Here is a 13,038-nt window from a genome sequence, read left to right as displayed (position 1 = left end):
TTTACAATAGCGCCGTCTCAACGGGGTGCGGAGAGCCGGGCCGCGTAATAAGCCTGATTTTCCGCTGAGAGCACACCCGTCGAACCTGATCCGGTCAATACCGGCGGAGGGATTTGAGCCCAGCGAACCGGCGACGCCGCCTCGCCCCCTCAGATGCCCTTGCCCCCTTATTTTTCAGGAGTGCAACGTGGTCAAAAAATATCTGCCCTGCTTATTGCTGCTGTGCGCCGCGCCGGCGTTCGCCAAGCCGACGCTGACGGTTTACACCTACGATTCCTTCGCCGCCGACTGGGGCCCTGGCCCGGCGGTGAAAAAAGCCTTCGAGGCCGAATGCGACTGTGAACTGAAGTTCGTGGCGCTGGAAGACGGCGTTTCGCTGCTGAACCGCCTGCGCATGGAGGGCAAGAACAGCGCCGCCGACGTGGTGCTGGGGCTGGACAACAACCTGCTGCAGGCGGCGCAGCAAACCGGCCTGTTCGCGCCGAGCGGCGTCGATACCGCCAGGCTGACGGTGCCGGGCGGCTGGCAGGACGCGACCTTCGTGCCTTACGACTACGGGTACTTCGCCTTCGTCTATAACAAAGAAAAACTGAAGAACCCGCCGAAAAGCCTGCAGGAGCTGGTCAGCGGCGACCGCAACTGGAAAGTGATCTACGAAGATCCGCGCACCAGCACGCCGGGGCTCGGCCTGCTGCTGTGGATGCAAAAAGTGTATGGCGACAAGGCGCCGGCCGCCTGGCAGCAGTTGGCGAAGAAGACCGTGACCGTCACCAAAGGCTGGAGCGAAGCCTACGGCCTGTTCCTGAAAGGCGAAGGCGATCTGGTGCTTAGCTATACCACCTCTCCCGCCTACCACCTGATCGAAGAGAAAAAAGACCTTTACGCCGCCGCCACGTTCAGTGAAGGCCACTACCTGCAGGTGGAAGTGGCCGGCAAACTGAAAGCCGCCAAACAGCCTGAGCTGGCCGAGCGTTTCATGCGGTTCATGGTGACGCCGGCATTCCAGAACACCATCCCGACCGGCAACTGGATGTACCCGGTGATCAACACCCCGCTGCCTGTCGGCTTTGAGCAGATGAACGTGCCGCAGACCGCGCTGCAATACAGCGCCGAAGAGGTGGCCACACAACGCGGCGGCTGGATCCGGGCATGGCAAACCGCCGTCAGCCGCTGATCCCCCGCTGGCTCTGGCCGGGGCTGCTGGCCGCCGGCCTGATCCTGCTGGTCGCCGCTCTGGCGCTGGGGTCACTGTGGCGTCACGCGCCGGACAGCGACTGGCGCAGCCTGTGGCAGGACAGTTACCTGTGGCACGTGGTGCGCTTCACCTTCCTGCAGGCGCTGCTGTCGGCGCTGATTTCGGTGCTGCCCGCCATTCTGCTGGCGCGCGCGCTCTATCGCCGCCGTTTCCCCGGCCGGCAGTTGTTGCTGCGGCTGTGCGCCATGACGCTGGTGCTGCCGGTGCTGGTAGCGGTATTCGGCCTGCTCAGCGTCTATGGGCGCCAGGGCTGGCTGGCGACGCTGTGCGGCTGGCTGGGCGTCGAGTATGGTTTCTCGCCCTACGGTCTGCAGGGCATTCTGCTGGCGCACCTGTTCTTTAACCTGCCGCTGGCCACCCGCCTGTTGCTGCAGGCGCTGGAGAACATTCCGGTGGAGCAGCGACAGTTGGCCGCCCAATTGGGCATGAACGGCTGGCAGCAGTTCCGCTTCGTCGAATGGCCGGCGCTGCGCCGCCAAATCCTGCCGAGCGGCGCGCTGATCTTCATGCTGTGCTTCGCCAGCTTCGCCACCGTGCTGTCGCTGGGCGGCGGGCCGCAGGCCACCACCATTGAACTGGCGATCTACCAGGCGCTGAGTTACGACTACGATCTGGGGCGTGCCGCCATGCTGGCGCTGATCCAGCTGGGCTGTTGTCTCGGACTGGTGTTGATCAGTCAGCGCCTGAGCCAGGCATTGCCGGTGGGGCATACCCACGCCCAGCGCTGGCGCAATCCGGAAGACAGCCTGTGGCGACGCGTCGGCGATTTTCTGCTGATCGCCGCCGCCCTGCTGCTGCTGCTGCCGCCTCTGCTGGCGGTGATCGCCGACGGCGCCAATCAGGCCATGGTCAGCGTGCTGCGCCAGCCGGTGCTGTGGCAGGCGCTGTTCACGTCGCTGCGCATCGCCCTCGGCGCCGGGCTGCTGTGCGTGGCGCTCACGATGATGCTGCTGTGGAGCAGCCGCGAGCTGAAACTGCGGCAGCAGCTGCGCGGCGGCCAGGCGCTGGAGCTGAGCGGCATGGTGATCCTGGCGATGCCGGGCATCGTGCTGGCCACCGGCTTCTTCCTGCTGCTGAGCGATACAATTGGGTTGCCGCAGTCGCCCTATGCGCTGGTGATCCTCACCAATGCGCTGATGGCGGTGCCCTACGCGCTAAAGGTGTTGGAGAACCCGATGCGCGACCTCGCCGAACGTTACAACCCGCTGTGCCTGTCGCTGGATATCCGCGGCTGGCAACGGCTGCGGCTGATTGAGCTGCGCGCCCTGCGCCGCCCGCTGGCGCAGGCACTGGCCTTCGCCTGCGTGCTGTCGATCGGCGACTTCGGCGTGGTCGCCTTGTTTGGCAACGAGCATTTCCGTACCCTGCCTTTTTACCTGTATCAGCAGATTGGCGCCTACCGCAGCAACGACGGGGCGGTGACCGCGCTGCTATTGCTGCTGCTGTGCTTCCTGTTGTTTACCCTGATTGAACGCTTACCGGGCCGCCATGCTGACGCTTGAAAAACTGACCTACCTGTATGAACACCTGCCGATGCGCTTTGATCTGCGCATCCAGCCGGGCGAGCGCGTCGCGGTGCTCGGCCCCAGCGGCGCCGGTAAAAGCACCTTGCTGAGCCTGATCGCCGGCTTTCTGCCGGCGGCCAACGGCCGGCTGCTGCTGAACGGCGAAGACCACACCGCCACGCCGCCGGCCAAGCGGCCGGTGTCGATGCTGTTTCAGGAGAACAACCTGTTCGCGCATCTGACGGTGGCGCAGAACATCGGGCTGGGGTTGGATCCCGGACTGCGCTTGACTGAGCAGCAGCGCCAACAGCGGGAGCACATCGCCCGGCAGGTCGGCCTGGAAGAGCATCTGGAGCGCCTGCCGTCGCAACTTTCCGGCGGCCAGCGTCAGCGCGCCGCGCTGGCGCGCTGTTTGATTCGCCAACGGCCGATCCTGCTGCTCGACGAGCCCTTTTCGGCGCTCGATCCGGCACTGCGCAACGAGATGTTGCAACTGCTGCAGACGGTATGCGAACAGCGCAACCTGACGCTGCTGATGGTGTCGCACAACCTCGACGACGCCGCACGCATCGCGCCGCGCACGCTGCTGGTGGTCGACGGCCGCATCTATTACGACGGCCCGACGCAGGCCCTGCTGGACGGCAGCGCGCCCGAAGCGCGCGTGCTGGGCATTTCGGGCAAAGCGTGATCTGACGCGCGTTTTTTATGCTGCGCCAATAAACCTGTTGTGCGAATTTTGCGCCTGTGTTTTTATAAAAACCTGACTTTTTTTACTGATGATAAGGTTCCCTGTGATCGCATCCTCGCTGACTTCGACCCTACTAGTTACCGCGCTACCAGCCGCGGTGGTCGTCGTGCGTGTGGTGGTGGTCGTCGGCAATGCGCCGTAGGGTCCGAATCAACGCATCGATTCCCAAACCCCGCCGGCGCAAACCGGGCGGGGTTTCTTGTTTTAGCACCCTGCCCAGCAAAGCTCACCGGCCTTGAGAAAGGACAGGAACATGGCAACTTCGGGCACGCCTCAACCGGGCACCAGCTTCACCGGCGCACAATTGATCGTTCATCTGCTGGAGCGTCAGGGCATCACCACCGTCGCCGGCATTCCCGGCGGCGCCGCGCTGCCGCTGTATGACGCGCTGAGCCAAAGCACCCGCATTCACCACGTGCTGGCGCGCCACGAACAGGGCGCGGGCTTTATGGCGCAAGGCATGGCGCGCGCCAACGGCAAGGCGGCGGTGTGCATCGCCTCCAGCGGGCCGGGCGCCACCAACCTGGTCACCGCCATCGCCGACGCCAAGCTCGACTCCATTCCGCTGGTGTGCATCACCGGTCAGGTGCCCTCCTCGATGATCGGCACCGACGCCTTCCAGGAAGTGGACACCTACGGCATTTCCATCCCGATCACCAAGCACAATCATCTGGTGCGCGATATCCGCGAACTGCCGCAGGTGATTGGCGACGCCTTCCGCATCGCCGAGTCCGGCCGTCCCGGCCCGGTCTGGATCGATGTGCCGAAAGACGTGCAAACCGCCACCATCACGCTGGAAGAGCTGCCGCCGATCGCCGTGCCGGACGCCGCTCCGAGCTTCGATCCGGCGCTGGTTTCGCAGGCCGCCGCGATGATCAATCAGGCAAAGCGCCCGATCCTCTATCTGGGCGGCGGCATCATCTGCGCCGACGCCCACCGGCAAGCGGTGGAACTGGCCGAACGCGCCGGTCTGCCCACCACCATGACGCTGATGGCGCTGGGCGCGATGCCGGTGGAACACCCGCTGTCGCTGGGCATGCTGGGCATGCACGCGGCGCGCAGCACCAACTTCATTCTGCAGGAGGCCGATCTGCTGATCGTGCTGGGCGCGCGCTTCGACGATCGGGCAATCGGCAAAACCGAGCAGTTCTGCCCTAACGCCGCCATCATTCACGTGGATATCGACCGCGCCGAGCTGGGCAAGGTCAAACAGGCCAACGTGGCGATCCATGCCGACGTCGGCCAGGTGCTGCAACAGCTGCTGCCGCAGATCGACACGCAGCCGCGCAGCGAATGGCTGAACACCGTCAACGATCTGAAACGCGAATTCCCGTTCAACATGCCCAACGCCGACGATCCGCTGAGCCATTACGGCCTGGTGCTGGCCGCCGCGCGCTGCGTGGACGACAGCGCCATCATCACCACCGACGTGGGCCAGCATCAGATGTGGGTGGCGCAGGCCTATCCGCTGAGCCGGCCGCGCCAGTGGCTGACATCGGGCGGCCTGGGCACCATGGGCTTCGGTCTGCCGGCGGCGATCGGCGCGGCGCTGGCGGAGCCCGAGCGCAAAGTGCTGTGCTTCTCCGGTGACGGCAGCCTGATGATGAACATTCAGGAAATGGCCACCGCGGTCGAGCACGATCTGGACGTGAAAATCATTTTGATGAACAACCAGGCATTGGGGCTGGTGCACCAGCAGCAAACCCTGTTCTACCAGCAACGCATCTTCGCCGCCGCCTATCCGAAGCGTACCGACTTCCTGAAGATCGCCGCCGGATTCGGGCTGGATACCTGCGATCTGAACGCCGCGGAAGATCCGCAGGCGGCGCTGGCCGAGGTGATCCAACGCCCGGGCCCCTGCCTGATCCACGCGCTGATCGATATCAACGAAAAAGTATTCCCGATGGTGCCGCCGGGCGCCGCCAACATCGACATGATTGGAGAATAAGCCATGCTGCAACCACAAGATAAACCCCAGGTGATCCTGGAGCTGGCGGTGCGCAACCATCCCGGCGTGATGTCGCACGTTTGCGGGCTGTTCGCCCGCCGCGCGTTCAACGTCGAAGGCATTTTGTGCCTGCCGTTGAAGGACGGCCAGCAAAGCCGCATTTGGCTACTGGTCGCCGACGATCAGCGGCTGGAGCAGATGATAAGCCAGGTGGAAAAGCTGGAGGATGTGATGCAGGTGAAGCGCCACAGCGAAGACGTGCGGGTATTTGAACAGCTGGAAGCGTTCTTCCAGTAAGGCGAACGGGGGCTTTCGCCCCCTTTTGTCATTGACCCGACAACACCTGCCACAGCAGGTGGCGATACACCGGCATCAGCGGCTGCTGACTCAGCGCATAACCGGCCGCCAGCGCCGCCAGCCAACCCAATCCGCAAACCACGCGCAGCCGCAGCGGCGTCAGCCAACGGCTCAGTCGATCGGCGTTGCGCTTGCCCTCACGCCACCAGCGCCAGCTCAACCATACCGCCAGCCAGACCAGCAATGCCGCCGCGAGCAGCAGCCACTTGAACATCGCGCTGTCGGCGCCGGCGGGAATATCGATCGCCACGCCCGCCAGAATGCCGGGGAAGAAATAAACCGGCGGCCAGGTCAGGCAACCGATGATGTTCGGCAGCGCGAACTTGTACGGCGGCAAATCGAGCATCCCGGCCACCATCGGCACCAGCGGACGCGTCGGGCCGACGAAACGGCCGATCAGAATGGTCGCCATGCTGTGCTGGTGCAAGGCGTGCTCGGTTTTGTCTAGCAGCGCCTTGTTTTTCTTCAGGAAAGACCAACGGTGTAATGGCCCCTTGAACGCGCGGCCGACGAAATAAGAGATCCAGTCGCCGAGCAGGCAACCGACGATGCCCGCCGCCCAGGCGTAGTAAAAGTCCACCTTGCCGCTGCCGATCAACGCGCCGATGCTGGCCATCATCACCGTGCCGGGCAACAGCAGCCCCACCAGCGCCAGCGACTCCAGAAAAGCGACCAGCAGGACGACCATCAGGGTGAAAGCCAGTGACTGGGTGATCAAATCTTGTAAATAGGCTTCCATTACACCTCTGTGGATTATTCGGGCCAAACGGGCGGAGGATTTTCCAGTGCCGCCGCAAACGAGTCAATCGATCAATTGTATGCGTATTTGGCAACGCCGCGCGGCGATGGACAATCACTGTATAAAAACCCATACTATAATTTATCTATATTAGCGCCAAAACCGACATCTCGCTGAATGTCGCGCACGCCGCCCGGCGGAAGACGAAGGGGTTATGACAGCACTGCAACAGGGTTTCCTGCTCACTCGCCACTGGCGCGACACGTCCGCCGGCACCGAGGTCGAATTCTGGCTGGCGACCGACGCCGGCCCGCGTCAGCTGCGCCTGCCGCCGCAAACCTCGGTGGCGTTTATCCCCGCCGAACAAAGGCAGCGCGCGGAACTGCTGCTGCGGGAAGAACGGCAAGTCGAACTGAAACCGCTGGCGCTGACGGATTTTCATCACCGGCCGATGCTGGGGCTGTACTGCCGCCAGCACCGTCAGCTCATCAAGCTGGAAAAACTGCTGCGGGAAGGCGGCGTTGCGGTCTACGAGGCCGACATTCGCCCGCCGGAGCGCTACCTGATGGAACGCTTCATCACCGCGCCGGTATGGTTCAACGGCCAGGGCGACGGCAATGGGCCGTTGCTCAGCGGCCAAATGAAGCCGGCGCCAGAGTACCGCCCAACGCTAAAACTGGTGTCGCTGGATATCGAAACCACCGCCCACGGCGAGCTTTACTCCATCGCGCTGGAAGGCTGCGGCCAGCGGCAGGTCTACATGCTGGGGCCGGCCAACGGCGGCGATACGCCGCTGGATTTCGATCTGGAGTACTGCGCCAGCCGCCCTCAGCTGCTGGAACGGCTGAACGCGTGGCTGGAACGTCACGATCCCGACGCCATCATCGGCTGGAACCTGGTGCAGTTCGATCTGCGGGTGCTGCAAAAGCACGCCGAGCGCTACCAAATCCCGCTGCGACTGGGGCGCGGCGGCAACCTGCTGGAATGGCGCGAGCACGGCTTCAAGCAGAATCACTTTTTCGCCGCCGCCGCCGGCCGCCTGATCATCGATGGCATCGAGGCGCTGAAATCCGCCACCTGGAACTTTCCCTCCTTCAGCCTGGAATACGTTTCGCAGGAACTGCTGGGCGAAGGCAAGGCGATCGACAATCCTTATCAACGCATGGCGGAGATCGACCGGCGCTTCGCGGAAGACAAGCCGGCGCTGGCTCGCTACAACCTGAAGGACTGTGAGCTGGTGACGCGCATCTTCGCCAAGGCCGACCTGCTCAACTTCCTGCTGGAGCGCGCTACCGTCACCGGGCTGGCGGCCGACCGCAGCGGCGGATCGGTGGCGGCCTTCAGCCACCTCTATATGCCGCGCATGCATCGCCTGGGCTTTGTCGCCCCCAACCTCGGCGAACAGCCGGAGGAGCATAGCCCCGGCGGCTTCGTGATGGACTCCCAACCCGGCCTGTACGATTCGGTGTTGGTACTGGACTATAAAAGCCTGTACCCGTCGATCATCCGCACCTTCCTGATCGATCCGGTCGGGTTGGTGGAAGGCATGCGCCACCCAAGCGACGCCGACTCGGTGCCCGGCTTTCGCAACGCCCGCTTCTCGCGCAGTAAACACTGCCTGCCGGCGATCGTCGAGCAGATCTGGCAGGGGCGCGAGGCCGCCAAGCGCCAGCACAATAAGCCGCTGTCACAGGCGCTGAAGATCATCATGAACGCGCTGTACGGCGTGCTGGGATCGAGCGGCTGCCGCTTCTTCGATCCGCGGCTGGCGTCGTCGATCACCCTGCGCGGCCACGAGATCATGCGCCAAACCCGCGAGTTGATCGAGGCCGAAGGCTATCAGGTGATTTACGGCGACACCGACTCCACCTTCGTGTGGCTGAAACAGCCGCATGACGAGCAGCAGGCGGCGCAGATCGGCCGGGCGCTGGTGCAGCGGGTCAACGCCTGGTGGCAGCAGCATCTGCAGCAGCAGTTCGGGCTGGAGAACGCGCTGGAACTGGAGTTCGAAACCCACTATTCCCGCTTCCTGATGCCGACCATTCGCGGCGCCGAACAGGGCAGCAAAAAACGCTACGCCGGCCTGATCGCGCGCGCCGACGGCGAGGAAGAGATGGTGTACAAAGGGCTGGAAACGGTGCGCACCGACTGGACGCCGCTGGCGCAGCAGTTCCAGCAGCAGCTCTATCAGCGTATCTTCAAACAACAGCCCTACCAGGACTATGTGCGCGATTACGTCGGCAAAACCCTGAACGGCGACTTCGACGATCAACTGGTGTACCGCAAACGGCTGCGCAGAAAGCTCGATGACTATCAGCGCAACGTGCCGCCGCATGCCCGCGCCGCGCGCATCGCCGACGACTACAACCGCCAACAGGGGCGGCCGCTGCAGTATCAGAACGGCGGCTGGATCAGCTACGTGATGACCGTGGCCGGGCCGGAACCGCTGGAAACCCGCCATTCGCCCATCGACTATCAGCATTACCTCGAACGCCAGCTGCAACCGGTGGCAGACGCTATACTCCCTTTCTTGCACGACGATTTCACCACGCTGGTCACCGGGCAAATGGGGCTGTTTTGAGATTGCGCCAGGTTAAGAAAAATCATCGGGTTTTGCAGGTGACGAACGCGCCGCCTTCCATTACCATAGCGCCCTTCCCAAAACTGAACCACGCTTAGCCCTGCCGTCTCGCGACGTCTGCATGGCGTGAACGGCTATTGCCCGCCAAATTTAAAACAAACCGGGATTAGCTGACGTTCAGTACAGGTGCCGCGGCCCTTCCCGCCCGGTAACAAGACTTACTTACAAAGAATCGAGCCGACAATATATGCCTTTTACTCTTGGTCAACGCTGGATCAGCGACACGGAAAGCGAATTAGGATTGGGAACCGTCGTGGCGCTGGATGCGCGCATGATTACCCTGCTTTTCCCCGCCACCGGTGAAAACCGCCTCTATGCCAGAAACGATTCGCCGATCACCCGCGTGATGTTCAACCCGGGCGATACCGTCAGCAGCCACGAGGGCTGGCAGCTGCAGGTGGAAGAGGTGAAAGAGGAAAACGGTCTGTTGACCTATATCGGCACCCGCCTGGACACTCAGGAAAGCGGCGTGGCGATGCGCGAGGTGCTGCTGGACAGTAAGCTGACCTTCAGCAAACCACAGGATCGCCTGTTCGCCGGCCAAATCGACCGCATGGACCGTTTCGCGCTGCGTTTTCGCGCCCGCAAATACCAGAGCGAGCAGTATCGCCTGCCGTTCGCCGGCCTGCGCGGCATGCGCGCCAGCCTGATCCCGCACCAGCTGCACATCGCTCATGAAGTCGGCCAGCGCCATGCGCCGCGCGTTCTGCTGGCGGACGAAGTCGGCCTCGGCAAAACCATCGAAGCCGGCATGATCATCCACCAGCAACTGCTGGCGGGACGCGCCGAGCGCGTGCTGATTGTGGTGCCGGAAACGCTGCAGCACCAGTGGCTGGTGGAGATGATGCGCCGCTTCAACCTCTACTTCTCGCTGTTCGACGACAGCCGCTACGCCGAAGCCAAGCTCGACAGCAGCAACCCGTTTGAGACCGAACAGTTGGTGATCTGCTCGCTGGACTTCGTGCGCCGCAACAAGCAGCGCCTGGAAGAGCTGGCGGACGCCCAGTGGGATCTGCTGGTGGTCGATGAAGCGCACCACCTGGCCTGGAGCGAAGAGGCGCCAAGCCGCGAATATCAGGTGATCGAACAGCTGGCCGAGCATATCCCCGGCGTGCTGCTGCTGACCGCCACCCCGGAACAGCTCGGTCAACAGAGCCACTTTGCGCGCCTGCGCCTGCTCGACCCGAACCGTTTCCACGACTACGGCGAGTTCGTCGCCGAGCAGCAGAAATACCGTCCGGTGGCCGACGCCGTCACCCTGCTGCTGAGCGGTGAACGCCTGGCCGACGACAAGCTTAACCTGCTGGGCGAGCTGATCGACGAGCAGGACATCGAGCCGCTACTCAAAGCCGCCAACAGCGAAGGCGACAACGCCGAGCAGGCGCGTCAGGAGCTGGTTTCGATGCTGATGGATCGCCACGGCACCAGCCGCGTGCTGTTCCGCAACACCCGTAACGGCGTGAAGGGCTTCCCGCACCGCAACCTGCACCAGATCAAGCTGCCGTTGCCAACTCAATATCAGACCGCGATCAAAGTGTCCGGCATCATGGGCGCCAAAAAATCCGTCGAAGCCCGCGCGCGCGACATGCTGTACCCGGAGCAGATCTATCAGGAATTCGAAGGCGAAAACGCCACCTGGTGGAACTTCGATCCGCGCGTCGAGTGGCTGCTGGATTACCTGCTGGCCAACCGCAACGAAAAAGTGCTGGTGATCTGCGCCAAAGCCGACACCGCGCTGCAGCTGGAGCAGGTGCTGCGCGAGCGTGAAGCGATCCGCGCCGCGGTGTTCCACGAAGGGCTGTCGATCATCGAGCGCGACCGCGCCGCCGCCTACTTCGCCTCCGAAGAAGAAGGCGCGCAGGTGCTGCTGTGTTCCGAGATCGGTTCCGAAGGCCGCAACTTCCAGTTCGCCAGCCAGCTGGTGATGTTCGATCTGCCGTTCAACCCGGATCTGCTGGAGCAGCGTATCGGCCGTCTGGACCGTATCGGCCAAATGCACGATATCCAAATCATGGTGCCTTACCTGGAGCACACCGCGCAGGCGGTGCTGGGCCGCTGGTTCCACGAAGGGCTCGACGCCTTCGAACACACCTGCCCGACCGGCCGCACCATCTACGACAGCTGCTACGAGCAGTTGATCGGCTATCTGGCCGCGCCGACCGAGCAGGAAGGCCTGGACGAATTCATCCACGCCTGCCGCCAGCAGCATGACCAGTTGAAAGCGCAGCTGGAACAGGGCCGCGATCGCCTGCTGGAGATGCACTCCAACGGCGGCGACAAAGCCCAGGCGCTGGCCGCCGCCATCGCCGAGCAGGATAACGACGTCAACCTGGTGGGCTTCGCGCTCAACCTGTTCGACATCGTCGGCATCAATCAGGAAGACCGCAGCGACAACCTGATCGTGCTCACGCCGTCCGACCATATGCTGGTGCCGGACTTCCCGGGCCTGCCGCAGGACGGCTGCACCGTCACCTTCGATCGCGATCGGGCGCTGTCGCGCGAAGACGCGCAGTTCGTCAGCTGGGAACACCCGATCATCCGCAACGGTCTGGATCTTATCCTATCCGGCGATACCGGCAGCTGCGCGGTGTCCCTGTTGAAAAACAAAGCGTTGCCGGTCGGCACCCTGCTGGTTGAGCTGGTGTACGTGGTGGAAGCCCAGGCGCCGAAGCACCTGCAGCTGACCCGCTTCCTGCCGCCGACGCCGATCCGCATGCTGATGGACCGCAAGGGCACCAACCTGGCGGCACAGGTCGAGTTCGAAAGCTTCAACCGCCAGTTGAACGCGGTCAACCGCCACACCTCCAGCAAGCTGGTCAATGCCGTGCAGCAAGACGTGCACGCCATGCTGCAGCAGGCGGAAAGCCTGGTGGAAGCGCAGGCGCGCGCGCTTATCGAACAGGCGAAGCAAGAGGCGGACGACAAGCTGAGCGCCGAGCTGGCGCGTCTGGAAGCGCTGAAGGCGGTCAACCCGAACATCCGCGACGACGAAGTCGAAGCGTTGGAGTTCAACCGCCGTCAGGTGCTGGCCAACCTCAATGAAGCCGGCTGGCGCCTGGACGCCATTCGTCTGGTGGTGGTCACCCACCAGTAACCGGCGCGACATGGGGAGGCCACCGTCTCCCCGTTCGGCCCTTTTCGCGGAGCCAAGATGGAACCCTACAATCCCCCGCAGGACCCGCTGCACATCCTGTATCAGGATGAACACATCATGGTGGTCAACAAGCCCAGCGGCTTGCTGTCGGTACCCGGCCGCGCGCCGGAAAACAAAGACAGCCTGATGACCCGCATTCAGGCCGATCATCCGGCCGCCGAATCGGTGCACCGGCTGGACATGGCCACCAGCGGGGTGATCGTGGTGGCGCTCAACAAGGCCGCCGAGCGCGAGCTGAAGCGTCAATTCCGCGAACGCGAGCCGAAGAAATCCTATATCGCCCGCGTTTGGGGGCATATGGAACATGACGAAGGACTGGTGGATTTGCCGCTGATCTGCGATTGGCCGAACCGGCCGCTGCAAAAGGTGTGTTTTGACACCGGCAAAGCGGCGCAAACCGAGTATCTGGTGCTGTCGCGCGACGCCGATGGCAGCACGCGCGTGAAGCTAACGCCGATCACCGGCCGCTCGCATCAGCTGCGGGTGCACATGCTGGCGCTGGGGCACCCGATCCTCGGCGACGGTTTCTACGCCCCACCGGAGGCTAAGGCGATGGCGCCACGGCTACAGCTGCATGCGCAAGAGCTGCGCATCACCCACCCCGCCTTCCAGACGCCAATGCACTTTCGCGCCGAACCGGATTTCTGAGCCCACCACTCAGGGATACCCTAAATAATTCGAGTTGCAGGAA

General features: G+C 63.3%; 10 protein-coding genes and 1 riboswitch. Of the genes, 9 read left to right on the top strand and 1 reads right to left on the bottom strand.

The genetic code is table 11. From position 1 onward, the window contains the following. Positions 1 to 11: 11 nt before the first annotated feature. Positions 12 to 130, top strand: a riboswitch (TPP riboswitch). A 57-nt stretch (positions 131 to 187) separates the two neighbouring features. The 6 genes from thiB to ilvN all read left to right on the top strand — a co-directional run bounded on the left by thiB (position 188) and on the right by ilvN (position 5,753). Beyond that, on the top strand, positions 188 to 1,174 hold the full coding sequence (thiB, locus tag ACJ8OK_RS11685; protein ID WP_015376636.1) for a thiamine ABC transporter substrate binding subunit: 987 nt from the start codon (positions 188 to 190) through the stop codon (positions 1,172 to 1,174). Beyond that, on the top strand, positions 1,150 to 2,757 hold the full coding sequence (thiP, locus tag ACJ8OK_RS11680) for a thiamine/thiamine pyrophosphate ABC transporter permease ThiP (protein WP_442530594.1): 1,608 nt from the start codon (positions 1,150 to 1,152) through the stop codon (positions 2,755 to 2,757). The genes thiB and thiP overlap by 25 nt, the downstream gene beginning before the upstream one ends. Further along, positions 2,744 to 3,448 (top strand): thiamine ABC transporter ATP-binding protein ThiQ, encoded by a 705-nt coding sequence (gene thiQ / locus ACJ8OK_RS11675; RefSeq protein ID WP_033631775.1) that lies wholly within the window; start codon positions 2,744 to 2,746, stop codon positions 3,446 to 3,448. Before thiP ends, thiQ begins: the two co-directional genes overlap by 14 nt. 88 nt (positions 3,449 to 3,536) lie before the next feature. After that, positions 3,537 to 3,650 carry an ilvB operon leader peptide IvbL gene (gene ivbL / locus ACJ8OK_RS11670; RefSeq protein WP_154747116.1) on the top strand — a complete coding sequence of 38 codons (114 nt, stop codon included), beginning with the start codon at positions 3,537 to 3,539 and terminating at the stop codon, positions 3,648 to 3,650. 111 nt (positions 3,651 to 3,761) lie between these two features. Next, entirely contained in the window at positions 3,762 to 5,456 is a 1,695-nt protein-coding gene (gene ilvB / locus ACJ8OK_RS11665; RefSeq protein WP_442530593.1) for an acetolactate synthase large subunit, read from the top strand. 3 nt (positions 5,457 to 5,459) lie between these two features. Next, positions 5,460 to 5,753, top strand: coding sequence for an acetolactate synthase small subunit (gene ilvN / locus ACJ8OK_RS11660; protein WP_033631773.1), 294 nt, complete (start codon positions 5,460 to 5,462; stop codon positions 5,751 to 5,753). Between the two features lie 28 nt (positions 5,754 to 5,781). Here ilvN and ACJ8OK_RS11655 read toward each other — a convergent pair whose 3' ends face one another. Next, on the bottom strand, positions 5,782 to 6,552 hold the full coding sequence (locus ACJ8OK_RS11655; protein ID WP_033631772.1) for a DedA family protein: 771 nt from the start codon (positions 6,550 to 6,552) through the stop codon (positions 5,782 to 5,784). 214 nt (positions 6,553 to 6,766) lie between these two features. Here ACJ8OK_RS11655 and ACJ8OK_RS11650 point away from each other — a divergent pair, with 214 nt between their 5' ends. From ACJ8OK_RS11650 to rluA, 3 genes are all read left to right on the top strand, one after another. Then, a complete protein-coding gene (locus ACJ8OK_RS11650) occupies positions 6,767 to 9,133 on the top strand; it encodes a DNA polymerase II (RefSeq protein WP_442530592.1) in 2,367 nt (788 codons plus the stop codon). Positions 9,134 to 9,380: 247 nt separating this feature from the next. Beyond that, complete coding sequence (rapA, locus tag ACJ8OK_RS11645) at positions 9,381 to 12,287, top strand: RNA polymerase-associated protein RapA (RefSeq protein ID WP_213929252.1); 2,907 nt, start codon at positions 9,381 to 9,383, stop codon at positions 12,285 to 12,287. 57 nt (positions 12,288 to 12,344) lie between these two features. Continuing rightward, positions 12,345 to 12,995 (top strand): bifunctional tRNA pseudouridine(32) synthase/23S rRNA pseudouridine(746) synthase RluA, encoded by a 651-nt coding sequence (gene rluA, locus ACJ8OK_RS11640; RefSeq protein ID WP_004932866.1) that lies wholly within the window; start codon positions 12,345 to 12,347, stop codon positions 12,993 to 12,995. The last annotated feature ends 43 nt before the right edge of the window (positions 12,996 to 13,038 follow it).

This window comes from Serratia sp. CY71090, assembly GCF_052166845.1.
Taxonomy (GTDB): Bacteria; Pseudomonadota; Gammaproteobacteria; order Enterobacterales; family Enterobacteriaceae; genus Serratia; species Serratia nematodiphila.
The sequence above is the reverse complement of the archived record's forward strand: the minus strand, read 5'-3'. Positions and strand labels throughout refer to the sequence as shown.

Bases quoted from the DNA above. Each gene is read 5' to 3' on its own strand.
- rapA (WP_213929252.1), top strand. From the start codon at position 9,381: ATGCCTTTTACTCTTGGTCAACGCTGGATCAGCGACACGGAAAGCGAA.
- ilvB (WP_442530593.1), top strand. From the start codon at position 3,762: ATGGCAACTTCGGGCACGCCTCAACCGGGCACCAGCTTCACCGGCGCA.
- ivbL (WP_154747116.1), top strand. From the start codon at position 3,537: ATGATAAGGTTCCCTGTGATCGCATCCTCGCTGACTTCGACCCTACTA.
- ilvN (WP_033631773.1), top strand. From the start codon at position 5,460: ATGCTGCAACCACAAGATAAACCCCAGGTGATCCTGGAGCTGGCGGTG.
- ACJ8OK_RS11655 (WP_033631772.1), bottom strand. From the start codon at position 6,552: ATGGAAGCCTATTTACAAGATTTGATCACCCAGTCACTGGCTTTCACC.
- ACJ8OK_RS11650 (WP_442530592.1), top strand. From the start codon at position 6,767: ATGACAGCACTGCAACAGGGTTTCCTGCTCACTCGCCACTGGCGCGAC.
- rluA (WP_004932866.1), top strand. From the start codon at position 12,345: ATGGAACCCTACAATCCCCCGCAGGACCCGCTGCACATCCTGTATCAG.
- thiQ (WP_033631775.1), top strand. From the start codon at position 2,744: ATGCTGACGCTTGAAAAACTGACCTACCTGTATGAACACCTGCCGATG.
- thiP (WP_442530594.1), top strand. From the start codon at position 1,150: ATGGCAAACCGCCGTCAGCCGCTGATCCCCCGCTGGCTCTGGCCGGGG.